The 23,470-nt window shown below is 68.9% G+C and carries 26 protein-coding genes and 1 riboswitch; of the genes, 16 read left to right on the plus strand and 10 right to left on the minus strand.

The genetic code is table 11. The features are described from left to right. Positions 1–23: 23 nt before the first annotated feature. The 4 genes from ACIBHX_RS17870 (at position 24) to ACIBHX_RS17885 (ending at position 3,917) form a co-directional block, all read left to right on the plus strand. Positions 24–1,457, plus strand: a complete 1,434-nt coding sequence (locus tag ACIBHX_RS17870) for an MDR family MFS transporter (protein WP_397068188.1) — start codon at positions 24–26, stop codon at positions 1,455–1,457. 35 nt (positions 1,458–1,492) lie between these two features. Continuing rightward, complete coding sequence (locus tag ACIBHX_RS17875; protein ID WP_397068189.1) at positions 1,493–1,693, plus strand: DUF5302 domain-containing protein; 201 nt, start codon at positions 1,493–1,495, stop codon at positions 1,691–1,693. A gap of 164 nt (positions 1,694–1,857) precedes the next feature. Next, positions 1,858–1,993, plus strand: a riboswitch (cyclic di-AMP (ydaO/yuaA leader). A gap of 212 nt (positions 1,994–2,205) precedes the next feature. Continuing rightward, positions 2,206–2,991: a hypothetical protein gene (locus tag ACIBHX_RS17880; RefSeq protein ID WP_397068190.1), complete on the plus strand. Its 786-nt coding sequence runs from the start codon at positions 2,206–2,208 to the stop codon at positions 2,989–2,991. A gap of 98 nt (positions 2,992–3,089) precedes the next feature. Then, entirely contained in the window at positions 3,090–3,917 is an 828-nt protein-coding gene (locus ACIBHX_RS17885; protein ID WP_397068191.1) for an alpha/beta fold hydrolase, read from the plus strand. Positions 3,918–3,952: 35 nt separating this feature from the next. On the opposite strand, the gene ACIBHX_RS17890 is transcribed toward ACIBHX_RS17885, so the two are convergent. The 5 genes from ACIBHX_RS17890 to ACIBHX_RS17910 all read right to left on the minus strand — a co-directional run bounded on the left by ACIBHX_RS17890 (position 3,953) and on the right by ACIBHX_RS17910 (position 6,403). After that, the gene (locus tag ACIBHX_RS17890; protein WP_397068336.1) at positions 3,953–4,324 is read right to left on the minus strand and encodes a hypothetical protein; all 372 of its coding nucleotides are present in this window, start codon (positions 4,322–4,324) and stop codon (positions 3,953–3,955) included. A gap of 20 nt (positions 4,325–4,344) precedes the next feature. Next, a complete protein-coding gene (locus tag ACIBHX_RS17895; protein WP_397068192.1) occupies positions 4,345–4,719 on the minus strand; it encodes a roadblock/LC7 domain-containing protein in 375 nt (124 codons plus the stop codon). 29 nt (positions 4,720–4,748) lie between these two features. Next, positions 4,749–5,543 carry a hypothetical protein gene (locus tag ACIBHX_RS17900; protein WP_397068193.1) on the minus strand — a complete coding sequence of 265 codons (795 nt, stop codon included), beginning with the start codon at positions 5,541–5,543 and terminating at the stop codon, positions 4,749–4,751. 3 nt (positions 5,544–5,546) lie between these two features. Next, complete coding sequence (locus ACIBHX_RS17905; RefSeq protein ID WP_397068194.1) at positions 5,547–5,924, minus strand: roadblock/LC7 domain-containing protein; 378 nt, start codon at positions 5,922–5,924, stop codon at positions 5,547–5,549. A gap of 128 nt (positions 5,925–6,052) precedes the next feature. Then, entirely contained in the window at positions 6,053–6,403 is a 351-nt protein-coding gene (locus ACIBHX_RS17910; RefSeq protein ID WP_397068195.1) for a winged helix-turn-helix transcriptional regulator, read from the minus strand. A 54-nt stretch (positions 6,404–6,457) separates the two neighbouring features. Between ACIBHX_RS17910 and ACIBHX_RS17915 the strand changes: the two genes are divergently transcribed. After that, positions 6,458–7,063 carry an NAD(P)-dependent oxidoreductase gene (locus ACIBHX_RS17915; protein ID WP_397068196.1) on the plus strand — a complete coding sequence of 202 codons (606 nt, stop codon included), beginning with the start codon at positions 6,458–6,460 and terminating at the stop codon, positions 7,061–7,063. On the opposite strand, the gene ACIBHX_RS17920 is transcribed toward ACIBHX_RS17915, so the two are convergent. Then, entirely contained in the window at positions 7,057–8,271 is a 1,215-nt protein-coding gene (locus tag ACIBHX_RS17920; RefSeq protein ID WP_397068197.1) for a DUF4032 domain-containing protein, read from the minus strand. The genes ACIBHX_RS17915 and ACIBHX_RS17920 overlap by 7 nt on opposite strands. 22 nt (positions 8,272–8,293) lie before the next feature. Here ACIBHX_RS17920 and ACIBHX_RS17925 point away from each other — a divergent pair, with 22 nt between their 5' ends. Next, positions 8,294–9,865 carry a DUF885 domain-containing protein gene (locus tag ACIBHX_RS17925; protein ID WP_397068198.1) on the plus strand — a complete coding sequence of 524 codons (1,572 nt, stop codon included), beginning with the start codon at positions 8,294–8,296 and terminating at the stop codon, positions 9,863–9,865. Positions 9,866–9,881: 16 nt separating this feature from the next. Here ACIBHX_RS17925 and ACIBHX_RS17930 read toward each other — a convergent pair whose 3' ends face one another. Beyond that, positions 9,882–10,517 carry a class II aldolase/adducin family protein gene (locus ACIBHX_RS17930; RefSeq protein ID WP_397068199.1) on the minus strand — a complete coding sequence of 212 codons (636 nt, stop codon included), beginning with the start codon at positions 10,515–10,517 and terminating at the stop codon, positions 9,882–9,884. A 97-nt stretch (positions 10,518–10,614) separates the two neighbouring features. Here ACIBHX_RS17930 and ACIBHX_RS17935 point away from each other — a divergent pair, with 97 nt between their 5' ends. After that, positions 10,615–11,628, plus strand: a complete 1,014-nt coding sequence (locus tag ACIBHX_RS17935) for a saccharopine dehydrogenase NADP-binding domain-containing protein (RefSeq protein ID WP_397068200.1) — start codon at positions 10,615–10,617, stop codon at positions 11,626–11,628. A 35-nt stretch (positions 11,629–11,663) separates the two neighbouring features. On the opposite strand, the gene ACIBHX_RS17940 is transcribed toward ACIBHX_RS17935, so the two are convergent. Both ACIBHX_RS17940 and ACIBHX_RS17945 read right to left on the minus strand, forming a co-directional pair. After that, positions 11,664–12,062 (minus strand): YybH family protein, encoded by a 399-nt coding sequence (locus ACIBHX_RS17940; protein WP_397068201.1) that lies wholly within the window; start codon positions 12,060–12,062, stop codon positions 11,664–11,666. Positions 12,063–12,157: 95 nt separating this feature from the next. Beyond that, positions 12,158–12,745 (minus strand): TetR/AcrR family transcriptional regulator, encoded by a 588-nt coding sequence (locus ACIBHX_RS17945; protein WP_397068202.1) that lies wholly within the window; start codon positions 12,743–12,745, stop codon positions 12,158–12,160. A 64-nt stretch (positions 12,746–12,809) separates the two neighbouring features. Between ACIBHX_RS17945 and ACIBHX_RS17950 the strand changes: the two genes are divergently transcribed. Together ACIBHX_RS17950 and ACIBHX_RS17955 are read left to right on the plus strand one after the other, a co-directional pair. After that, positions 12,810–13,778: a carbohydrate kinase family protein gene (locus ACIBHX_RS17950; RefSeq protein ID WP_397068203.1), complete on the plus strand. Its 969-nt coding sequence runs from the start codon at positions 12,810–12,812 to the stop codon at positions 13,776–13,778. A gap of 78 nt (positions 13,779–13,856) precedes the next feature. Then, a complete protein-coding gene (locus ACIBHX_RS17955; RefSeq protein ID WP_397068204.1) occupies positions 13,857–15,071 on the plus strand; it encodes an aminotransferase class III-fold pyridoxal phosphate-dependent enzyme in 1,215 nt (404 codons plus the stop codon). Positions 15,072–15,223: 152 nt separating this feature from the next. Here ACIBHX_RS17955 and ACIBHX_RS17960 read toward each other — a convergent pair whose 3' ends face one another. Next, entirely contained in the window at positions 15,224–16,474 is a 1,251-nt protein-coding gene (locus ACIBHX_RS17960; protein WP_397068205.1) for an alkyl sulfatase dimerization domain-containing protein, read from the minus strand. Positions 16,475–16,637: 163 nt separating this feature from the next. Between ACIBHX_RS17960 and ngcE the strand changes: the two genes are divergently transcribed. The 7 genes from ngcE (at position 16,638) to ACIBHX_RS17995 (ending at position 22,675) form a co-directional block, all read left to right on the plus strand. Then, positions 16,638–18,083, plus strand: a complete 1,446-nt coding sequence (gene ngcE, locus ACIBHX_RS17965; RefSeq protein WP_397068206.1) for an N-acetylglucosamine/diacetylchitobiose ABC transporter substrate-binding protein — start codon at positions 16,638–16,640, stop codon at positions 18,081–18,083. A gap of 3 nt (positions 18,084–18,086) precedes the next feature. After that, on the plus strand, positions 18,087–19,001 hold the full coding sequence (locus ACIBHX_RS17970; protein WP_397068207.1) for a carbohydrate ABC transporter permease: 915 nt from the start codon (positions 18,087–18,089) through the stop codon (positions 18,999–19,001). After that, entirely contained in the window at positions 19,001–19,855 is an 855-nt protein-coding gene (locus ACIBHX_RS17975; protein WP_397068208.1) for a carbohydrate ABC transporter permease, read from the plus strand. Before ACIBHX_RS17970 ends, ACIBHX_RS17975 begins: the two co-directional genes overlap by 1 nt. Positions 19,856–19,865: 10 nt before the next feature. Continuing rightward, entirely contained in the window at positions 19,866–20,111 is a 246-nt protein-coding gene (locus tag ACIBHX_RS17980) for a 4a-hydroxytetrahydrobiopterin dehydratase (RefSeq protein ID WP_214323193.1), read from the plus strand. Between the two features lie 54 nt (positions 20,112–20,165). Continuing rightward, complete coding sequence (locus tag ACIBHX_RS17985; protein WP_397068209.1) at positions 20,166–20,693, plus strand: hypothetical protein; 528 nt, start codon at positions 20,166–20,168, stop codon at positions 20,691–20,693. 567 nt (positions 20,694–21,260) lie between these two features. After that, positions 21,261–22,355, plus strand: a complete 1,095-nt coding sequence (locus ACIBHX_RS17990) for a low temperature requirement protein A (RefSeq protein ID WP_397068210.1) — start codon at positions 21,261–21,263, stop codon at positions 22,353–22,355. Beyond that, positions 22,352–22,675: a nuclear transport factor 2 family protein gene (locus ACIBHX_RS17995; RefSeq protein ID WP_397068211.1), complete on the plus strand. Its 324-nt coding sequence runs from the start codon at positions 22,352–22,354 to the stop codon at positions 22,673–22,675. Before ACIBHX_RS17990 ends, ACIBHX_RS17995 begins: the two co-directional genes overlap by 4 nt. Positions 22,676–23,470: the final 795 nt, after the last annotated feature.

A 23,470-nucleotide genomic window follows, 5' to 3' on the forward strand; every position in this document is an offset into this window, starting at 1 on the left:
GAGTTACAGGTCAATCTTCACGTGTGAAACCTAACATATCGCTGCTGCTTGCCGTGCTCGGCGGGATGTTCCTGGCCATGCTCGACCAGTCGATCGTCGGGACCGCGCTGCCACGGATCACCGCCGAGCTGGGCGGGACCACGCTCTACACCTGGGTCGTCACCGCCTACCTGCTGACCTCGACGGTGACCGTGCCGATGTACGGCAGGCTGTCCGACCAGCACGGCAGGAAGCCGCTGCTGCTCATCGGAATGGCCGTGTTCATCGTCGGATCGGCGCTGTGCGGGGTCGCGCAGGACATGACGCAGCTGATCGCCTTCCGCGCGCTGCAGGGCTTGGGCGCGGGTGCGCTGATGCCGTTGTCGCTGGCCCTGGTCATGGAGATGTTCCCGCCGGAACGAGGCGGCTCGCGCGTCCAGGGCGCGCTCGGCGCGGTGATGGCGCTGAGCTTCCTGGCCGGGCCGTTCGTCGGCGGTGTCTTCACCGACCAGGCGAACTGGCGCTGGTCGTTCTACGTGAACGTGCCGCTCGGGATCGTCCTGATGGCGATCGTCTGGCTGCAGCTGCCGCGCCGTGCGGGCACGGGCGGCGGGCGGCCCGACTACCTGGGCATCGGCGTGTTCACGGTGGCCATCAGCGCGCTGCTGGTCGGCCTGACCGAGAAGGGCGTCGACGGGCACACCTGGACGAGCGCGGCGGTGGTCGTTCCTATCCTGCTCGCGCTGGCGTTGCTGGTCGTGTTCGTGCTGGTCGAGCTGCGGGTGGAGCATCCGATCATGCCGATGGGGCTGTTCGCCAACCGCAACTACACGCTGGTCATGGTGATCTCGTTCTTCACGGCGTTCTGCATGTACGCCGGCGTGGTCTTCCTGCCGCGCTACTTCCAGTCGGCGCTCGGCGTGAGCGCCACCGCCTCGGGGATGCGGATCTACCCGCTGACCCTGGCCATGGTGTCGGGCAGCATCATCATGGGCGCCCTGATGACCAGGACCCGCCAGTACAAGCCGTGGCTGATGGCCTCGCCGTTCCTGCTGATCGCGGGCACGCTGCTGTGCGTGAATCTGGCCGTCGACACCTCGCCCTGGCTGCTGGCGGGCTGGATGGTGCTGATCGGGCTGGGCATGGGCCCGATGTTGTCGGGGCTCACCGTGGCCGCGCAGCAGTCGGTGCCACCGCAGCACATCGGCGTGGCCTCGGCCAACCTGACCTTCTTCCGCCAGGTCGGCGGCTCGGTCGCGCTCGCCTTCGCCGGCACCGCCTACACCTCCGTGATAGCGAGCCAGGCGCCGCGCCACGGGCTGCCCGCCGCGCACGCCGCCGCGGCCGCGGAGGTCATCCCGATGCTGGGCGTCGCGGGCGCCGCCATCGCGCTCGTGGCGATCCTGGCGCTGCGCGGCGGCGTGATGGCGCGCAACTCGCAGGCGCAGGTCAAGGTGGAGGCGGGTTTGGCATCGTGAGAAACTTTGAGGGTCCCCAACACCAGGAGGTCCTCATGGCGGAAACACCGGAGCAGGAAGTCAGCGAGACTCCCGAGGACGAGATGAAGCGCAAGTTCCGTGAGGCCCTGGAGCGCAAGCGCAACCAGAACGCCGACACGGCCGCGGGTGGCAGGGGCGGGGATCCGTCGAAGATTCACGGGGCTCACGGTCCGGCCGGCAGCAAGCGCGCGTTCCGGCGCAAGAGCGGCGGCTGACGCTGGTGTTTCTAGGGGGTACGGCTTGCCGTACCCCCTCTCTTTTGACCCACAAAGGTAGATCTTCTGCCCTTTTCATGGGTTTTGTTTTGCTTTTGCCGGATTTGGCCCATAGAGTCCTTTGCGTTACCAGCTGGTGACCGTGCCCTTCACAAGGAAGAGGCCGCCAGCAGGCGCCGAATCCCGCACCGCGGGAACCGGGGAACCACGTTCCTTGGGGTGAATCCGGCTCGCGAGCCGGTAGGGCATCTCCACGTCCGAACCCGTCAGCTAACCCGGTAGGCGAGATGGAGAGGACTTTACTCACATGCACGCTCCCCCGCCGCGCACAGAGTCACACCCTGCCGCAGCCGACTGACGGCGCGCTTCCCCACAGCTTCCCCCCACAGCTTTCCCCCCTGCGCTCTGCGTAGTGACCGTATGGCCTTCTGCCCGGCTACGCCCTGCTGATTGAGCGCTTTGCCCTGTCTCCACACGAAGGACTTTGCTTTTCCATGTCTGCCCTTTTTGGCATGCGTTCTTTCGCCCTGCTCGGCGCCGGTCTCATCAGCGCGCTGACCATCAGCACCACCGCCGCCCACGCCGACTCCTTCGACCAGAAGAGGCCCCTGCTCAAGGGAGCGACCACCGCCTCCTACTTCTGGGACGACTCCTCCGGCCGCGCCGGTGACACCGGCCTGCCCGCCAGCGGCAAGCCCATGCAGAAGGGCCTGGTCGCCAGCCCCAGCTGGCCCCTGTTCACCGAGGGCTACGTCATCTACAAGGGCAAGAAGGCGCCGTTCTTCGTCGGCGACCGCGGCCCAGGTACCCCCTCCAGCAGCGGTGTCATGCTCGACCTGGACGCCAAGACCTTCGCCCATCTCACCGGTGGCAAGTTCAACTCCTCCACGCTCGGCGTCGACGGCGTCGGTGGCGAGGGCCACATCAAGGTCAGCTACGTCATCACCAAGTGGGGCGGCGGCGCGGGCAAGAAGAACTACCCCGTCTCCTTCTCCACCGGCGCGTGGGCGCGTATGGACCACAACCCGGCCAAGCCGCCGAAGATCGTCCTGCCCCAGGCCCCGAAGCCGAAGCCCGCGCCCAAGCAGCCGGACGCTCCGGCCCAGGCCGCGCTGCCTGCCAAGCCCTCGCAGGACAAGCCCGCCCCGCTGAACGCCGCGGTGGCTGCTGCCGCCGCCGCCCAGCCGGTCAACGAGTCGAACGGCGTCGGCGGGTTCGCCATCGCCGGCGGCCTGGCCATCCTCGGCGGTGGGCTCGTGCTCGGCCAGGACAAGCTGCGCAAGCTCGTCCGCCGCTGATACCAGGGTCCTCCTCGCGGCCGCCCCTTCCCCCTGGACGGCCGCGTGGAGGGCCCTTTCCTCTTTACGTCGAGAAACTAGAATGCCATTCTGATCGGGTGACCACGCGCGTTCCCGTCAACGGCATCGAGATCGTCTACGAGAGCATGGGGTCGCCCGACGGGCGGCCCCTTCTGCTGATCATGGGCCTCGGCGCCCAGCTCATCCACTGGGACGACGACCTGTGCGGCCTTCTGGCCGAGCACGGCCACCACGTCGTCCGCTACGACAACCGCGACTCGGGCCTGTCCACCCACCTGCCACAGGCGGGCGATCCTCCCTATTTGCTGGAGGACATGGCCGACGACGCCGCCGGGCTGCTCGACGCGCTCGGCTGGGAGGCGGCGCACATCGTGGGCGCCTCCATGGGCGGCATGATCGCCCAGGCGCTGGCCGTCCGGCACCCCGAGCGGGTGCTCACGCTCACCTCGATCATGTCGACGCCGGGACCGTCGATCTCCCCGCCGACGGAGGCCGCGCTGGCGGTGCTCATGTCGGCGCCGCCGTCGGAGCGCGAGGCGCTCATCGAGCACGAGCTCCACACCTGGTCGATCATCGGCTCACCCGGCTTTCCGTTCGACCATGAGCGGGTCACCCGGATGACCGGGACGGCCTACGACCGGGCCTGGGACCCGGACGGGACCGCCCGCCAGCTCGCCGCCATCATGGCCTCGCCCGACAGGACCGAGGCGCTGGCCGGGGTCCGCGTGCCCACGCTCGTCATCCACGGCGAGGACGACCAGCTCGTGCCGCTGGTCGGCGGGCAGGCCACCGCCGCGGCCGTCCCCGGCGCCCGGCTGCTCACCTTCCCCGGCATGGGCCACGACTTCCCGCGCCCGCTCTGGCCGGAGATCGTCGGCGCCATCGCCAAGCACACGGCCGGCTGACGCGGCCCGCGCCTTCCGCGCGGGCCGCGCGGCCGTCAGATCTCCAGCTTCTCCTCGATCGCCTTGAGGTGGTGCCTGGCCAGGGCCAGATTGGCCCTGGTCCGGTCGAGCGCGAGGTAGAGGAACAGCCCCTTGCCGCCCCTGCCGGTGATCGGGCGGATGATGTGGTACTGCCCGGTCAGCGTGATGAGGATGTCCTCGATCACGTCCTTGAGCCCGAGCGAGTCCATCGTGCGCAGCTTGGCCTTCACCACCTCGGTGTTGCCCGCCGCCGCCACCTGGAGATCCAGGTCCTTGGAGCCGCCCAGCGTGCCGAGCGCCATCCCGCTGCCGTGGTCGACGATCGCGGCGCCGAGCGCGCCGTCGATCCCCATCATCTCCTTGAGGGAGACGTCCATCCCGGCCATGTTTCCTCCGATCGTTGCGGTCACTGTTTCCGTGCTGCGATGGCGGCCACGCTCGCCGCCGTCTTGCGCCCCTCCAGCCGGAGCAGCCCGAGATTGGTTCCGGGCTCAGCCAGGACTGTGAGGACGATGGTGGGGCCCGCGGCGTAGAAGGCGGCGAAGCCCGCGGTGCCCGAGATGAGCGTTTCCTCCAGCGCGCCCCGGCCGGCCAGCGCCATCATGCGCCTGCTCATGGCCAGCACCGCCGCCGACAGCGCGGCGGCCTGCTCTTCCGGCTCTCCCCGCAGGTCGCTGGCGATGGTCAGCCCGTCGACCGTGCACGCCAGGCTCCCGTCCACGCTCGGGTTGCGCTCGCGCAGGAGGATCATCTCCTTCAGTAACTCCTCGCGTAGTTCCACGGGTGGCCTCCTCCTGAGTGAGGGGAACCTCACGACAACTCCTCCAGGGCCTTCTTCAGCCGCATCAGCAACGTCAGGTCCAGCGGATCCGCGTTCACCACGGGGCCGACGGGCAGGTGCGGCGCCCCCGGGTCGTGCGGCGGCCGGTCCTCGGCTGTGCGGCGGTCCCGCCGCGGCAGCGGGTCCCCGGTCTCCAGCAGGCCAGCCGCCGCCATCTCCCGTACGGCCAGCAGGATCGAATACCCGGACCTGCCCAGCCGCCCGGCCAGGTCGAGCGGGGTCGCCTCCCGGTCCGCGCCGACCAGGACCTCCCACTGGACGTCGCTGAGCGTCACGCGCGAGCCGGGCAGCCGGGCCGCAGGCCGTACCGGGGAGGTGTCGAGGTCGGCCCGCGGCCAGGCCTGCGCCAGCCGGGCACGGCGCCGAGCCGTCTCACGCACCAGGCCCGCCACGTCGAAGAACCATTGCCTGCCCAGCCAGTGCTGCCGGCCCGGATGGAACTTGGGCCTGGTCCCGGTCACGGGCAGCAGGAAGAAGGCGGCGTCCAGCACCGCGCCGAGCACCAGGAACTGCAGCTCGCCCTGGGTGACCGGGCTCTGTTCGAGCATCAGGCCGCAGCCGCCGCCGCCCTGGTAGGCCCGCATGGCCTCCTCCGAGACCCGGCCGTTGATGGTGAGCAGGCGGTCGGCGCTCGGGGTCTGGGCGCATTCCATGTAGGTCACCCGGCCCTCGTCCAGGTAGATCGTTCCAGCTCTGCCCACTCGCAGGGCGCCCGTGGAGCGTTCGCGGGCGAATCCGGCGAGCAGTGCGTCGAGGCGGGCCATGGCTCACGTCATCAACTGGCCGGATATGGCCTGCAGGCGGTAGCGCGCCAGGGCGAGGTTCGACCGTTCCAGATCGAGGCGCACGTAGATGACCAGCGGACCGTCGAAATGCGTGTCCAGGAGCCTGAGCAGGTGGTGGCCCTTGTCGGTGGTGACCAGCATGTCGTCGATCCGGACGGTCTCGCCCGGACTGGATCTGGACAGGCCGTCCACCGTGGCGCGCAGCGCCTCGGTGAGGGCGGCGGCCGAGGACTCGGCGTCCACGCCGCGGGGCGTGCCGTCGGTCGCCACCGCCATGCCGCTCGTATGGTCGACGAGCATCGCGTCCAGTGCCCCCGGGATCGCCATGACCTCGGTCAGGCAGTCGTCCAGTCCCAACATGTGCTCTCCCTCGCCGTCCGCAGGACTGGGAAAGCGTAGAGACGCGGCGTGAGTCGCCGGAGCCGGAAGTGGCAGGTGTATATCGCTGGGAGGAAGAGATATCCCCCTGCGGGGGAGAATTTCGCGCTTTATGCCGAAAGTTCGCGCGATTCGAGAATCTTTCTCACGTTCAGTTCCGCCCACGAGGCCACCACGGAAATCGGGCCGTGCAGCGAACGCCCCAGGTCGGTGAGGGTGTACTCCACCCGCGGCGGCACCTCGGCGAAGATCTTCCTGCTGATGAGCCCGTCGGCCTCCATGGTCCGCAGCGTCTGGGTCAGCACCTTCGGCGTGACCCCGCCGATGCGTTGGCGCAGCGCGGTGAACCGCATCGGCCCGTCGCTCAGGCTGAGCAGCACCAGCACCGACCACTTGTCCCCGATCCGATCCAGCACCACCCTGGTCGGGCAATTCGGGTCGAAGACATCACCAGTATCCATAAGGTACTTATAGCACGATGAAGTAACCAGTATCCATTGGATACTCTTGTGGACATGAAGATCCTTCTCTTTGGCGCGACCGGCATGATCGGTCAGCGCATCGCCGCGGAGCTCGCCAAGCGCGGGCACGAAGTCACGGGTGTCAGCAGGTCAGGCGGCCCGGTCAAGGGCGACGTCGCCGACGCGGGCACGCTCGCCCGCGGCCACGACGTGGTGATCTCGGCGATCTCGCCGCCGCGCGACGGCACCGAGCCCGAGGCCCCGTTCCTGGACGCCAACCGCGCGCTCATCGACGGCGTACGGCAGGCGGGCGTCAACCGGCTGATCGTGGTCGGCGGCGCCGGTGGCCTCAAGGTCGCGCCCGACCTCGACCTGGTCGACACGCCCGACTTCCCGGACATCTACCTGAAGGAGGCGCGGGCCCAGCGGTCCAACCTCGAGATCTACCGGGGCGTCGACGACCTCGACTGGACCTACATCTCGCCCGCGGCGGAGATCGCGCCCGGCGAGCGCACCGGCACGTACCGCGTCGGCGGCGACGAGCTGCTCACCGACGACGAGGGCCGCAGCTTCATCACCGCGGAGGACTACGCGGTGGCCGTCGCCGACGAGGTCGAGAAGGGCGGCCACCCGCGCTCGCGCATCTGCGTCGCCTACTGATCCAGTCCCGGCTCGTCGGGCAGCAGGGCCTTCTCGTCCGGCTTGTGGACCAGCACGTTGTCCACGTACGACTTGACGGCCTCGGCCAGCCCGACGTCTCCCCCCGCGGCCTCCGAGAGGTACCACCTGTGGTCCAGGATCTCGTGGAAGAGCTGCGCGGCCTCCAGCTTGCCGCGCAGCTCCGCCGGGATCGCGGCGACCGTGGGCTGGAACACCTCGGCCAGCCACCGGTGCGCGACGATCGCCTCGTCCTCGTGCCGCAGCCCCTTGGCCACGCGGAAGCCGTCCAGATCGTTCAGTAGCCGCCGCGCCTGGTTCTCCTCGACGTCCAGGCCGGTCAGCCGGAGCAGGCGCCGCTGGTGGTGCCCGGCGTCGACCACCTTGGGCCGCACGATCAGCCGCCCGGTGCCGACCTTGCGCCTGACCATCATCTCCGCCACGTCGAACCCGAGCAGGTTGAGCCGCCTGATGCGGTTCTCCACCTTGTGCCAGTCGACCTCTTCGATGATCTCGTCCTGGGTGATCTCACTCCACAGCCGGTGATAGCGGGCGACGATGTCCTCGGCCGTCTCCATCGGGTCGATCGACGGGTGCAGCAGGCCGCCCGCCTCCAGGTCCAGCATCTCGCCGAAGATGTTGGTGTGCGCCAGGTCGATGTCGCCCAGCCGCTGGCCCTCGCTGATCATCGGGTGCATCTCACCGGTCTCGGCGTCCACCAGGTACGCGGCGAACGCGCCCGCGTCCCGCCTGAACAGCGTGTTCGACAGCGAGCAGTCGCCCCAGTAGAAGCCGTTCAGATGCAGCCTCACCAGCAGTACGGCCAGCGCGTCCAGGAGCCGGGTGAGCGTGTCGGGCCGCAGCGTGCCCGACATCACCGCCCGGTAGGGCAGCGAGAACTGCAGGTGCCGGGTGATCAGCGCCGCGTCGAGCCCGCCGTCGCGGCCGGTCACGTAGGCCACCGGCTCGACCGCGGGGGCGTCGAGCCTGGCCAGGTCCCACAGCAGCTGGTATTCGCGCTTGGCGTAGCGCTCGCTGATCTCCTTGATCGCGTAGACCTTCCCGGACAGCCGCGCGAAGCGGACCACGTGCCGGGAGATGCCGCGGGGGAGGTCGACCAGATGATGCTGGGGCCACTCCTCGAGCGGGACCTCCCAGGGGAGACGGATCAGGTCTGGTTCGCCGAGTGCGCCGGTGATCTGCAGGGCCATTTCATCAGGATATTGTGCGAAAGTGGATGAGTTCCTGGCGTGGTACTTCGATAACAACCCCATCACCGCGACCTTCCTCGGCGCCGACGGTTACGCCCGCACCCTGGGCGACTTCACCGAAGCCGGGCTGCTGCGCTACTCCAAGGAGCAGGCCTCGTGGCTCTCCCGCATTTCCGAAATGTCGGGCGGGTCGGTCGAAGACGAGATCGATCGCGGTCTCGTGATGTCCCACCTGCGCGGTGAGCTCGCGCTGGGCAGCTGGCCGTGGTGGCGCCGCGACCCGTCGGCCTACCTGAGCGCGATCTTCGGCTCGCTGTTCGTGCCGTTCCAGCGCGCGCTCCAACCCGAGGCCGAACTCGTCGACGACGCCGTCGCGCGGCTGGCCGAGGTGCCGGAGGTGCTGGCGGCCTGCCGTACCAACCTCTCGCCCGACCTCGCGGCGGACCTGCTCGTGCGGCGCGGCCTCGGGCAGGCGCGCACGGCGCGCGGGCTGCTCACCCGGACCATCCCCGGCATGATCTCCTCGCCCTCGCTCCGTTCGGCCTTCGTCGCCGCCGCGGAGCCCGTGGCCGATGCGTTCGATGCTTTCACGACGTTTCTTGAGGAGTTCCGCTGCGGCGGGACCTGGCGGATGGGGGAGGAGCTCTACAGCACGCTGCTGCGCGAGCGGGAGATGCTCGGGTACGGCGCGGCCGAACTGCACGCCAAGGGGCTCGAGCAGTGGGACCTGCTGGACGCCGAGATGCGGTCCGTCGCCCAGCGGATCAACGGCTCCTCCTCCGACTGGCGGGCGGCGCTGGAGTCACTCATGGACGACCATCCGCCCACGCTGGCGGCGATGCGCGCCGAGTACGAGGCCGAGACGCGCCGGGCGCGCGACTTCGTGCTCTCTCGCGAGCTGGTCACCTTCCCTTCCGGCGAGGAGTGCGAGGTGCTGCCGTCGGCCGAGTACAACCGGCCCATCCTCGCCGTCGCCCACTACATCTCGCCGCCGCCCCTCACCGCCTCCCGCAAGGGGTACTTCTTCGTGCCCTACACGCCCGACTCCTTCACCGAGGAGCAGGTACGGCAGCGCCTGCGCAGCAACCACCGGGCCGCGATGCCCGACACCGCCGTGCACGAGGCCTACCCCGGGCACCACTGGCACCTGTCACACATGGCAGGCAACCCGCGCACGGTCCGCAAGGTGTTCCGCACGCCGTACTTCACCGAGGGCTGGGGGTTGTACGTGGAGAAGATGATGCACGAGCAGGGCTACTTCGACACGCCCGCCACGGAGCTGGCCTACCTCGACGGGCGCATCTTCCGCGCGGCCCGGATCGTGGTGGACACGGCGCTGCACTGCTCGGACATGCCCATCGAGGAGGCGGAGCACTTCATGGCCACCAAGTCGGCCATGTCGCCCGAGACGGCGGCCGTCGAGGTCAACCGCTACTGCGCCTGGCCCACGCAGGCGCCCTCGTACCTCACGGGAGCCCTGGAGATCGACGACATCCGGGCCTCCTACTCGGGGTCGCTCCGCTCCTTCCACGACAAGCTCGCCGGCTCCGGCGGCCTCCCTCTCGGCCTCGCCCGCCGCGCCGCCCTCTCGTAACCCTCGACGGGCTCGGTCATGGGCGGCGGGGGAAGGTGGGTGGGTTGAGTGCGCGGTCCACCACTGCTGCGAGTTGGGCGTCCGTGAGGATCGTGGGGGTGCCGATGGCGAGGCCGCGGACGTAGACCTCGCACAGCCATTCCAGGAGGCGGGTCGCCGAGAAGGCCTCCTCGAGCGATCCGCCGATGGTGACACCGCCGTGGTTGGCCAGGATGGCCGCCTGTTTGCCGTCGATCGCGGCGCGGACGTTGGCGGCCAGTTCAGGCGTGCCGTACGTCGCGTAGTCAGCGACCTTGATCGTCCCACCGAGCAGCAACGCGTTGTAGTGCACCGGCGGCAGCTCGGCCATCGTCGTGGCGACGACCGTGCCGAAGACCGAGTGCGTGTGCACGATCGCCTGCGCGCCCGTGGCCTGGTAGAGCGCCAGGTGCATGGGCGTCTCCGACGACGGCTGCGTGTCGCCGCTGACGAGGTAGCCGTCGAGATCCACGACCGGGCAGGCCTCGGGCGTGAGCCGGTCGAGCGCCACACCTGAGGGCGTGACGGTCACCAGGTCGCCGTCGCGGACGCTCAGGTTGCCCGACGTTCCGATCACGAGCCCCTGCTCGACGCATCGCCTGCCGTACTCGCAGAGCTCCTCGCGCAAGTCCATGCAGGGCAATGTAGTCGGTCGTCCGAAATCCCTCAATGACGTTGACGTTCGCGCCTTGGGAACGTATGTTCGAGATCCTGCTATGGAAGGGGTCATCATGATCGCGATCTATGGCGCCAACGGGCACACCGGCCGACTGGTGGCCGCCGAGCTGCTCGACCGCGGCCAGGAGGTGGTGCTCGCGGGCAGGAACTCCGCCGCGCTGCACGCCATGGCCGACGAACTGGCCTCGACCGGCGTCCAGGTGAAGGTCGCGCCGCTGGACGATCCCAAGGCGTTACGCGAGCTGGCGGAGAGCGTCGCGGTGTTGATCCACTGCGCGGGGCCCTTCGCGGAGACGTGCGAGCCGGTGGCGTCCGCGGCCGTCGCGGGCGGGTGTCACTACCTGGATCACGCGGTCGAGCCGCATCCGGTGAAGTTCCTGTTCGAGAACTACCAGGGGGCGGCCGAGCGGGCGGGCATCGTCATGATCCCGCAGATCAGCTTCTACGGCGGGCTCGCCGACCTGCTGGCGTCCGCGGTGACCGAGGGGCTGGGCGAGGTCGACCGGCTGACCGTCGGCTACTCGGTGAGCGGCTGGCGCATGACACCCGCCGCGGTCAGGACGGCCGAACTGCTGATCGGCGAGATCGACCGGATCACCTACACCGGTGGCGAGCAGCGCGTCGGGCCCGTGGAGATCCGCAACACGGTCTTCCCGTTCCCGCCGCCGGTCGGGCCGCGCACCATGATCGCGCCGTTCCCGTCGGGTGAGGTCGTCACGATCCCGCGCCACGTGGCCGCCCGGACGGTGGAGTCGCAGCTGACGTCCAGCACGTTCGAGGACGAGCGGACCTTCACCAGCCAGCACGCCACCCCCGCGGAACGCGCCCAGTCCGACTTCATGATCGCCGTGCAGGCGGTCGCGGTGGGTGGCGGGGGGCGTAACGGTCATGTCCGCGGTCACGACATCTGGCGCGCCGGTGTTCTGGCCTCGGTCGAGGGCGCGATCCGCCTCGTCCACGGCGACGGTCCCAAGGAGCCCGGCGTCCTCAGCACCGCCGAAGCCTTCCCCGCCGAGCCCTTCCTCCGCACGCTTGAGGCGTCCGCCGCCCTGACTCTCACGCTGTAGCGCCTTCTAGTACGGCACGCGTCCGGGAGGGGTTGTTAGGGGCGGATGGTGGTGCCTTGGGCGGAGTGGAGGTGCCAGGTGCCGTCCGGGGTGCGGGCGAAGACGTGGGTGTAGCGGCTGCTCGCGGTGAAGGTGCCGCCGTCGGGGCCGGTGAAGTTCATGGCGGTGCGCCCGACCACGATGCCCGTGTCCCCGATGCGGCGGACGATGGCCTCCTCGGGGAAGGACTCGATGGCCGGGAAGCGGAGCGAGCCCGACGAGATGAGGCCGAGCAGCGCGTCCGGGCGGGCGATCGCGCCGTCCTCGATGCTCACCAGGACGAAGTCGTCGGCGAGCAGGCGCTCCAGTGCCGGGACGTCGCCGCTCACGAGGGCGTCGAAGAAACGGCGGTCATGGTCGAGCAGTGCGGCACGGTCCTCGGCGGTGATGGTCATTGCGGGATGTTAAACGTTGACGCCAGTGACAAGGTCAACCCACGTCAGCCGAGGCGGTCGAGGGCGATGAGGAGGTCGTTCGAGGTCGACCCGCGTCAGCGGAGGCGGTCGAGGGCGATGAGGAGGTGGCGTTCGAGGTCCACCCGCGTCAGCCGGCCCGGGTAGAGGAGCAGGTGCAGGCTGAGGCCGTCGACCAGGGCGAGCAGGTATTCGGCGAGGTCGTCGAGGTTCTCGTCCGCGGTCAGCTCGCCGGCCGCGCGGGCCTCGCCGAGCAGGTGGCGTACGGCGTCGCGGAGCTCGGCCGCCTCGGCGCGCTGGACCTCGGCGAGGCGTTCGGAGGCCAGGCTGCGGCTCCAGAAGCTGACCTCCAGGCGGGTCTCCTGGGTGCGTTCCGCGTCGAGCGGGAGGTTGTCGAGCAGCAGCTCGCGCAGCGCTGCGAGGCCGGTCACGCCGTCGACCTTGCGCGTGAGGCGCTCGCGGATGCGCTGGTGCGACTGGCGCAGCGCCGACAGCAGGATCTCGTCCTTGTCGGCGAAGTAGTGCGCCAGCACACCGTTGGAGTATCCGGCCTCCTTGGCGATCGCGCGCGTGGTTGCGGCGTCGAGGCCGTCGCGGACGATCACCCGGCGCGCCGCCGACAGGACCTCGCGGCGGCGCTCGTCATGGTCAACGATCTTGGGCATTCCGGTGGCACCTCCTGAGGACAGCATATTGACTTTTTATTCGGACGTCTGTCTACTAACCGCCATGAGGGTAGTCACGGTAGGTGTCCACATCGTGGATGTTCTGACCAGGCCCGTGGAGTTCATCCCTGAAGGGCAGGACACCGTCCTGGTCGACCAGATCCGGCTCACCGCCGCGGGTGCGGCCGCCGGTACCGCGGTGGACCTGGTCAAGCTCGGCAACCAGGTCACCACGATGGGCGCGATCGGAGACGACGAGCTCGGCGACTTCCTGGTCATGGTGATGAGCCGGCACGGGGTCGACGTGTCATGGCTTTCCCGTCGCGCGGGGGAGCAGACGGCCGCGTCGATCCTCCCGATCCGCCCGGACGGCGGGCGGCCCAGCTTCCACGTCCCCGGCGCGAACCTGAGCGTCACGTTCGATGATGTGGACGCCGAGGTGCTGCGGGAAGCCGGGGCGGTGCACCTGGGCGGGGTGGACGTGACGTTCGGGCTGGGCGATCCCGCCTTCTTCGAGCTGCTGGACTCGGTCCGGGCGGCCGGGACGATCGTCACCATGGACCTGCTTTCGGAGATGCCGGACCTGCTGGGGATGGCCAAGGCGTTCCTGCCGCACGTGGACTACTTCCTGCCCAACGAGTCGCAGGCCAAGCTCATGACCGGCGCGCCGGACGTGGAGACGGCCGCGTCTTTGCTGCTGGCGGAGGGTCCGCGGGGCGTCCTGGTGACCCTGGGCGCCGAAGGCAGCCTCCTGGCCACCCGCGCCGACTCGCCGGGCGCCGACGGGGTGCGGGTCGAGCGGGTCCCGGCGCTCAAGGTCGAGGTCAACGACACCACCGGCTGCGGTGACGCCTACTGCGCCGGCTTCGTCACCGGCCTGCTGCACGGCCAGGACGTGCTCACGGCCGCCGGCTGGGGTACGGCTGCCGCCGCCCGCGTCGCCAGCGGCCTCGGCTCCGACGCCGGCATCACCGACCTGGCCTCCACGCTGTCCCTCCTCCCCGGCAACCCCGCCCCAGCAGCACAGGAATGACACCGCGTGGAGGTGTCGGGGCATGGCGAGGACGGTGTGCGCAGGGCCTGCCGTACAGAGTTGTAGGGAGACTTTCAGATGACAGATGCTGAACTTCGTCAGCGGGCGCTCAAGGTCGTGCCGGGCGGCATGTACGGGCATCTGAACGCGGCGATCTTCGCGCCCGGCTACCCGCAGTTCTTCGAGCGAGGCGAGGGCTGCCGGCAGTGGGACGTCGACGGGCGCGAGTACATCGATTTCATGTGCAGCTGGGGACCCGTCGTGCTGGGACACAGGCACCCGCGCGTGGAAGAGGCGGCCGCGCGCCAGCTGGCCAAGGGCGACACGCTCAACGGGCCAGGGCCGATCATGGTGGAGCTGGCCGAGCTGCTGGTCGACCTGATCCCGAGCGCCGACTGGGCGATGTTCTCCAAGAACGGCACCGACGCCACCACCCAGGCGCTGATGGTGGCCAGGGCCGCGACCGGGCGGGCCAAGGTGCTGATGGCGCACGGCGCCTATCACGGCGCCGACCCGTGGTGCACGCCTTCGCCGGCCGGGACGACGCCCAACGAACGGGCCGATCTCGTGGAATTCCAGTACAACGACCTGGCCTCGCTGGAGGCAGCCGCGGCGACGGTCGAGGGGGACGTGGCGGCGATCATCGTGACGCCGTTCAAGCACGACTCCTTCGAGGACCAGGAGCTGGTCGAGCCGGAGTTCGCGCGCGGCGCCCGTGCGCTGGCCGACCGGCTGGGCGCGGCGCTGGTGATCGACGACGTGCGTGCCGGGTTCCGCATCGACCTGCGCGGGTCTTGGGAGCCGTACGGCGTGCGGCCCGACCTCACGGCGTGGTCCAAGGCCATGGCGAACGGCTACCCGATCGCCGCGGTGACGGGCACCGACGCGCTGCGGGGTGCGGCGCAGACGCTGTACTCGACGGGATCGTTCTGGTTCTCGGCCGTGGCGATGGCGGCTGCCAAGGCCACGATCGAGACGCTGCGTGACACCGACGGCATCGCGGCCATGGAGCGTGCCGGGACGCAGCTGCGCGAGGGCCTGTACGCGCAGGCCAAGGCGCACGGCTTCGTGGTCAACCAGACCGGGCCGGTCACGATCCCGTGGCTCAGCTTCGACGGCGACGCCGACCTGTCGAGGGCCCTGTACTGGAGCGACGCCTGCCTGCGGCACGGGGTCTACATCCACCCGTGGCACAACTGGTTCATGTCCGCCGCCCACACGGAGCAGGACGTCGCCAAGGCCCTGCAGGGCACCGACGCCGCCTTCACAGAAACCAGAGCCCACTTCGGCTAGGCGGGACAGGGGGACCGCGGTGCGCGGATGACGGAGCGCCGTTGCGGCGGGTAAGTGTCATCGACTCGCCAGTGGCGCCGGTCGCGGGTCCTCAGCCGGAGTGCGGCGGGCGGCCGGTGGCGGCGGCTCGCCGTACAAGATCATGAAAGGCCTTACTCAGGGGCGCCAAGGCGGTTGGCGTGGGCGGAGGATTCGGAAGACACCCAGGTGAAGACGCCCTTTGCCATGAGGGACTGTTCGTTGGCGGCTCGGGTTGAGAAGACCTGCGCTCTGACCCGGTGGACGCCGGCGTCGGTGGGCGCGGCGAGGGCGGCCATCTCGGCGAGGTGCCCCGCGAGGCGCTCGTCGCCGCGGGACAGGGCGTCGAGCGCGGCATCGGCGAGCCTGGCGGCGCCGCCCGCGAGGTCGGCCACCGCGGTGGCGAGTACCGCGTCGGGCGCGGGCTTGAGGTTGGCCGGGTTGCCGTCGTACCAGCCGCCGTAGAGGCGCCACAGGTTGCGGACCACGAACTCGGGCTCGTCGTAGCGCGCCCGCAGGTAGGGCCGGTCCGCCAGGTGCTCAGGCGGCGTGACCGTGTGGACGATCTCGTCGAGCCGGGCACCGGCGTTGAGCAGGTCGAGCGTCTGCGTGACGAGGGACTCGAGCCACTCGGCCGTCTCCAGCAGCGCCTGCCTGATCCGGTCGCGCCCGAAGATCGGCGCGCCGTGGCTGGGCAGCATGATCTCGGCGTCCAGCGCCGCCATCCGGTGCAGCGCGTGCACCCACTCCCGTGGATAGCGCTGCACCTTCTGCGGGTTGCCGCAGTTGGGCGTAACCCAGATGAACAGGTCGCCGGGCAGCAGGAGCCGGTGCTCGGGCACGTAGGCCACGGTGGCGTCGTCCGTCTCACCCTTGGCGTGGAAGAGATCGAAGGTCACCCCGGCCTGCCGTACCGTCAGAGAGTCCCGATACGTGACATCGGGGTGCCGATACTCGACAGGCCACCGCAGCCCGGGCGCCTGGAACTGCCGCTGGTTGATGACCGCGTTATAGCCACTTGTCAGTACGTACCGCTCGAAGCGCGCAGCGACCGCTTCGTGCGCATAGATCGTGGCCCGCCGCGACTCCTCGAACGGCCCGGTGCCGAAGACGTGATCGATGTGACCGTGCGAGTAGAACGCCGCGGTCAGCGGCGCCGACGACCACGCGCGCACGTCCGCGTGGAGCTGAGCGGCCGAGAACGGCGAACTCGTGTCGAAGAGCGCCAGCTCGCCGGAACCCTCGAAGGCGACGACGTTGCCGAAGCCGGACCACCAGCCGACCCCGTCCACGATCGGCTTGACGCCCTTGCCCTCCATGCCCTGGTCGACGATGCTGTCGTCAGATTCACCACGCCAGACCCGGTCCGCGTACTCCGCAATCATGAGGCCAGTCTCTTTCTAGAACAGGATTCTAGGCAAGAGGGTTACGGTGTTGCGTCGCAAGGTCACGGGTCGATTGCGGCCCCTTGACGGTCTGCCTGGGCATTCGTACCTTCGGGCAAAACGATTAGGAAACTTTCCTAATTCTCTCTCTTCAGGAGCCCCCATGACCCACCCGGGAGAGATCACTCGGCGCCAGCTCCTGCGGCGCGCCGGACTGGCCGCGCTGATCGCAGGCCCCGGCGGCGGCCTGCTGAGTGCCTGCGCCACCGGCGGCTCCGGCAGCGAGCCGTCCTCGGCGCCCGCGACCTCGGCAGCCGCGTCGAGCAACCCCAAGAACCCCTTCGGCGTCGACGCGAAGAAGCCTCTCGAGGTGGTCATCTTCAGCGGCGGCTTCGGCGAGGCGTACGCCACCGACGTGCACGAGGCGCTCTACAAGAAGGAGTTCCCCGGCGTCTCGATCAAGCACAACGCCACCCAGCAGATCGGCACCCAGCTCAGGCCCCGCTTCGTCAGCGGCGACGTGCCCGACGTGATCAACAACTCCGGGCCCGAGGCGCTCGACCTGGCCCCGCTGGCCCAGGACGGCTCGCTGGCCGACCTCGGCCCGCTGTTCGACGCGCCCTCGATCGACGACCCGAGCAAGAAGGTCAGGGACACCGTCACCCCGGGCGTCATGGAGAACGCCAAGATCGACGGCAGGGACCTGGTGCTCAACTACACCGTCGAGCACCGCGCGCTCTGGTACGACGCCAAGTTCTTCGAGCAGAAGGGCTGGCAGGTGCCCAAGACCTGGGACGAGTTCAAGGCGCTGGGCGACACCGCCAAGAAGGAGGGCATCCTCCTGTTCGCCTACCCCGGGCAGAAGGGGCCGTACTACCAGCTCTGGAACATGCTCTACACGGCCGCGCAGATCGGCGGCAACCAGGTCCTGATCGACATCGACAACCTCGTCGACAACGCCTGGAACGCCGACGCCGTCAAGCAGTCGGTGAACGCCTGGGTGGACATCCAGAAGAACTACGGCGACAAGGCCTACTTCGGCCTGGACCACACCCAGACGCAGATCAAGCACCTGCAGCACAAGCTGCTGTTCTACCCCACGGGCTCGTGGATCGAGAACGAGATGGCCAAGGACAAGCCGGCCGGCTTCGAGTACGCCATCGCGGCCGTGCCCAGCGTCACGGCCGGCGACAAGATGCCCTACGGTGCCATCCACGTCGGCGTGGGCGAGAACTTCGTGGTGGCGGCCAAGGGCAAGAACCCGCAGGGCGGTCTGGAGTACCTGCGGATCATGCTCTCCAAGGAGGGCGCCAAGGGCTTCACCGAGAAGACCAAGAGCCTGACCGTGGTCAACGGCTCCGCCGAGGGCGTCGAGCTGCCGCCCGGCCTGATGAGCGCCTACAAGGCGCAGGACGCCGCCGGGCAGAACATCATCACCGACGCCCGCTTCGAGGGCTGGTACAAGGAGCTGTTCGACTTCGCCACCAAGCAGACCAACGCCGTGATGTCCGGGCGGATCACGCCGGACGAGTTCTTCAGCACGGTCCAGAAGAAGGCCGACGACATCAAGGCCGACTCCTCGATCACCAAGCAGACGCGGAGCGCCTAGCCGATGGTGCGGTTGCGCAAGTACGGGTTCATCGCCGGCTTCCTCGTGGTCCCCGTGGTGCTCTACGTGGTCTTCGTGATCAGCCCGTATGTCCAGGCGTTCCAGATCTCGCTGACCGACTGGAAGGGGGTCTCGCCCCGGTTCAACTACGTGGGCTTCGCGAACTTCGCCCGCCTGTTCCGGGACGACGTCTTCTGGCAGGCCCTGCGGACCCACGCGATCGTCCTGGTCGCGCTGCCGCTGGTGACGATCGCGATCGCACTGGTCTTCGCGTTCCTGCTCAACCTGGGCGGGGGAGCGCGCGGCGGGGGCATGCGCGGGATCTGGGGGTCGACGGTCTACAAGGTGATCTTCTTCTTCCCCCAGGTCCTGGCCGTCGTGGTGATCGGCGTGCTGTTCCAGGCCATCTACCGGCCCGACGAGTACGGCGTGATCAACGGCGTGCTGATCAGGCTGGGCCTGCAGCCGGTCGGCTGGCTCACCGAGCCGAACCTGGCTCTGCCCTCGCTCATCGCGGTGATGGTCTGGCAGGCGGTCGGGTTCTACGTCGTGCTGTTCTCCGCGGGCATGGCGGCCATCCCCAAGGACTACTTCGAGGCCGCCGCGCTCGACGGGGCCGGGCGCGGACGCCTGTTCTTCTCCATCACGCTGCCGCTGCTGTGGGACACCATCCAGGTCGGCTGGGTCTATCTCGGCATCGCCGCCTTCGACTGCTTCGCCCTGGTCATGGTGCTGTCGGTCGACCAGGGCGGCCCCGACGGCGCCACCACCGTGCTGCCCGTCGAGATCTACAAGAATGCCTTCACCTACTCCAAGGCCGGATACGCCTCGGCCATGGGCGTCGCCCTGTTCTTCCTGACCATCACGTTCGCGGTGATCTCTCTCCGCGTGACCCGGCGAGAGAAGCTCGAGATCTGATGGCACTCACCCGTGAGGACAGGCCCCGGCAGGGGGTGCTCAGCAGGCTCTCGCACGTCGCGCTGTTCGTCTGGGCGCTGCTGATCGTGCTGCCGCTGCTGTGGACGTTCCTGGCGTCGTTCAAGAACAACACCGAGATCTTCGGTGACCCGCTGCAGCTCCCCGGCGCGCTGCGGTTCGACAACTGGGTACGCGCCTGGGACACCGCGCACATCGGGCGGTACATGTTCAACACCGTCATCGTCGTGGCGCTGAGCACGTTCGGCACGATGCTCTTCGGCTCGATGGCGGCCTACGTGCTGGCCCGCTACACCTTCTTCGGCAACCGGTTCATCTACTACCTGTTCGTGGCGGGCATGGCCTTCCCGGTGTTCCTGGCGCTGAGCACGCTGTTCGGGGTGGTCAAGCAGCTGGGACTGCTCGACACCTACACCGGGGTGATCCTGGTCTACATCGCCTACTCGCTGCCGTTCACCGTGTTCTTCATGGCGGCCTTCTTCCGTACGCTGCCGGACGCGGTGGCCGAGGCCGCGATGATCGACGGGGCCTCGCACACCCGGACGTTCTTCCAGGTCATGCTGCCGATGGCCAAGCCGGGGCTGATCAGCATCACCATCTTCAACGTGCTCGGCCAGTGGAACCAGTACCTGCTGCCGCTGGTGCTGCTCGCCGGTGCCAAGGACAAATGGGTCATCACCCAGGGCATCGCCAACATCTCGATCATCGCCGGCTACCAGGCGGACTGGCCCGCGCTGTTCGCCGCGCTCAACCTGGCGATCATCCCGGTATTGATCATCTACATCGTCTTCCAGCGGCAGATCCAGTCCGGGCTCGGCGCCGGGGCACTGAAGTAGCGTTGGCTCCATGAGCTGGACACGTGAGGGCGAGACGCTGCGCCGTACCATTCAAGCCCCCGACTTCCCGACGGCGATCAGGATCGTCGACGAGATCGCGGTCAAGGCCGAGGAACTCAACCACCATCCCGACATCGACATCCGGTGGCGCACGCTGCACCTGTTGCTCACCACGCACGACAAGGGCGGCCTGACCGAGCTCGACTACACACTCGCCGACCAGATCGACGACATCGCCGCCAAACACGGAGCGTAGGCGGTCGATTACTCGCTAGAGTGGCCTCCTCCATCGCCGCTCTGGGGGGCTCGCATGCGCTCTCGCTTGCCGTACGGCATGCTCAGCTTGTCCATGCTGGTGGCACTTGTCGCCACCGGCTGCTCGCAGTCGACCGCCGGCACCGCCACGCCTGGCGCACCCGCCGTCGCGCCCGTGGGCGTCGCCGGCGGGGGCCAGTTCAACGGCAACGACAAGGCCGCGATCGCCTACGACCGCGCGCTCGTGCCCAAGAGCGCGCAGGCCAGCCTCACCGCCGAGTCCGTCGGCAACGCCACGGTCACCTCGCTGGTCGTGGAGGGCTTCCTGCGCAACCGGGCGTACGGCGCGCACCTGCACGCCAAGCCGTGCGGCGCCAACCCGCAGGCGGCGGGGCCGCACTTCAAGAACGGGCACGACGAGGTGTGGCTCGATTTCCGCACCGACGGCAACGGCATCGGGCACGCCACCACCCGCCACGACTGGCAACTCGACCCTGCCAACCTGCCGCAGTCCCTCGTCATCCACGCGGCCCCGGGGGACTCGGCGCCCCGCATCGCCTGCCTCACCCTCCACCGCCGATAGCCCCTCACCGTCCGCCGGGGCCTCTCACCAGGGCGGCCCCGGCCTGCGAGGTCTCACGGGCGTCCCGCCCCCCGCGAGGTCTCACGCGCGTCCGGCCCCTGCGAGGTCACACGGGCGTCGCGCCCCCGCGAGGTTTCACGGGCGTCCTTGCGCCCGCCCCCCGCGCGATCTTGCGGCTGCCCAGGCCTCACCCCTGCCGCACGCGCCGACCACGTCCATTGCACTCCAGCCGCGTCGCCGCCTGTGCGACGCCACCCTGTGCGCCTCCGCCTGTGCGACGCCACTGCGTGCGCCTTCGCCCGCCTGGTCCCGCCGCCGAATGGGCGGTCCTGCCGAGCGCCTTCCCATACCGCGTTGCCGCTCCTGCCCGTATCGATCTGCCCAGCGCGCAGCCCGCCACCGTCGTCCTTGACGCGCCGTCACGCCAGCGCCGCCCGCTATCATCGCCATCGCCCAGGCCTGCAACCTTCGCATGCGTTTACGATCGTTGATCGCGATATGGAGTGTCGTCCGCGGTCCGCGGGGCGTCATAATTACATGATTACGCACGATGGCGAAGGAGTGGCGATGAGCGAGCGCCGATGGCAGCCGCCCAGGTTGCGGCTGTTCGAGGGCGTGCAGCGTCGCGCCACCTGGCTGGAACTGCTGTACGACCTGGTCTTCGTGGTGGCCGTCGCCGAACTGGCCGACGTGCTGGAGCCCGGCACCACCCCGGCACGACTGCTGACCTTCGTGGGGTTGTTCGTGCCCGTGTGGTGGGCCTGGGCCGGATACGTCTTCTACGCCAACCGGTTCGACACCGACGACGTCAGCCACCGGTTGCTGGTGATCCCGCAGATCCTGGCCGTCGCCACGATGGCGGCCAGCGTGTCCGACATGGCCGAGCGGTCGGCGCTGTTCGCGCTGTCGTACGTGGCCGTCCGGGTGCTGTTGCTGGTGGCCTACCTGCGGGTCGGGCGGCACGTCCCCGACGCCCGGCCGCTGGCCACGCGTTACGCGATCGGGTTCACCGTCGCGATGCTGATCTGGGTGGCCTCGCTGGCGGTCGAGCCGCCCACGCGGTACTGGTTCTGGGCCGTGGCGATGGTGATCGACCTGGCCACGCCGTTCCTGTCGCGGCGTCACCAGAAGGCGCTGCCGCCGCAGAGCGAGCATCTGCCCGAGCGTTTCGGGCTGTTCGTCGTGATCGTCCTGGGCGAGGTCGTCGCGGCCGTCGTGGGCGGGCTCAAGGGACACGCGGTCACCCCGGCCACGCTGCTGATCGCGCTGCTCGGCGTGGCCATCGCGATGGCGTTCTGGTGGCTGTACTTCGACCACCTCGACGAGGAGGTCGTGTTGCGCACCCAGTTCGCCGGGCAGGTCTGGGTCTACTCGCACCTGCCGCTGTCGATGGGGCTGGTGGCCTACGGCATCGGGATCGAGCACGCGATCGCGCACCCGAGTTCGGCCGGCTGGTCGGTCGGGGTGCCCGCCGCGATCGTCTTCGCGCTGCTCGGGGTGCAGCGCCTCTGCTCGGGCAACCGTACGCTGGCCTTCATCCGGCTGGGCGCCGCACTCGTGACGCTCGCCACCGCAGCGCTGCCGCTCGTGGCCGCGCTGCCGTTGATCCTTGTGTACGGCGGAGCCCAGGTGGGCCGTGATCTCAGCAAAGGTGACGAATGACAGCCGAACTGTTCGAACGCCAGCTCGCCCTCATCGCGGACGGAGACCTGGAGGGGCTGCTCGCCCAGTACCACGAGGAGGCCACGGTCGTCCGCTTCGACCGGGTCGCCCACGGCCCTGAGGAGATCCGCGACTTCTTCGCGGCCTACCTCGCTCTGAAGCCCACGGTCGACCAGGTCAAATCCCGCCAGATCGCCGGCGACGTCATCCTCTACAACGCCGACATGACCATCGGCGGCAACCAGGTCAACGCCTTCGGCACCCTCATCGTCAAGGACGGCAAGGTCTGGCGCCAAACCGCCGCCGCCACGCCCCGCTGACCCTCCTCGGCACAGCACCGCGGGTCACATGTTCTCTGGTGGGGGCCGAGCGCTGTCATGTGTTGTGCGGCAGGTCGCAGGCTGCGCGGCAGGCTTGCTGCTGTACGGCAGGCCTCCGTCACCGGCCGCCCGCCGTACTCCGGCCGAGGGCCCGCGCCCGGCGCTTCCGGCGAGTCGATGACTGTAACGCGCCGCTACGTACTCCAGGCACCACGGTTCCCAAACCCAGCTGGTCAACAAAATTGAGGCTGATCTCTTCGAGCCGCCTTTGAGGGTATTTGTACCTTATGTAGCTATTTGTACCAGATAAGCGGGCATCATCCGAGTTACGTACATGAGCGCTCATTCTTCGAAGCGAGACGAATGCTCTCGCTGCGCGACGGAGAGGGGAAGTCATGCTTCGTAATCGCTCACTTGTCATCCTCGGGTCGGCGCTTGTCGCCTCCCTCGCGATCCCTACGGGCTTCGCCGCGGAGGCCATGGCAGCCTCGTTCCGAGCCAATCCGGAGGTGACGGCTCCGTCAGCAAAGCGCGATCCGTGCATGGACAAGGGCTCGGGCTGCGCAAAGGGAGTTTCTGATGGATATGCCGATGGCGTACGATGCCAACCCAGCAATCCGTCGGGTCATGCGAACTCAGGCGACCCGGATTATGGATATGGCTACTCCATAGGCTGGTCAGACGGCTGGAAGCACAGCGAGTGCGGGGGTTCGACCCCATCGCAGCCAAAGAAGCCGTCCGCGAAGCTCCAGCAGAGGGCGGCGGGCGAGGCCCAAGGCGAGTCCGACGCGGATA

The sequence above is a fragment of the Nonomuraea sp. NPDC050536 genome (genome assembly GCF_044457685.1).
GTDB lineage: Bacteria > Actinomycetota > Actinomycetes > Streptosporangiales > Streptosporangiaceae > Nonomuraea.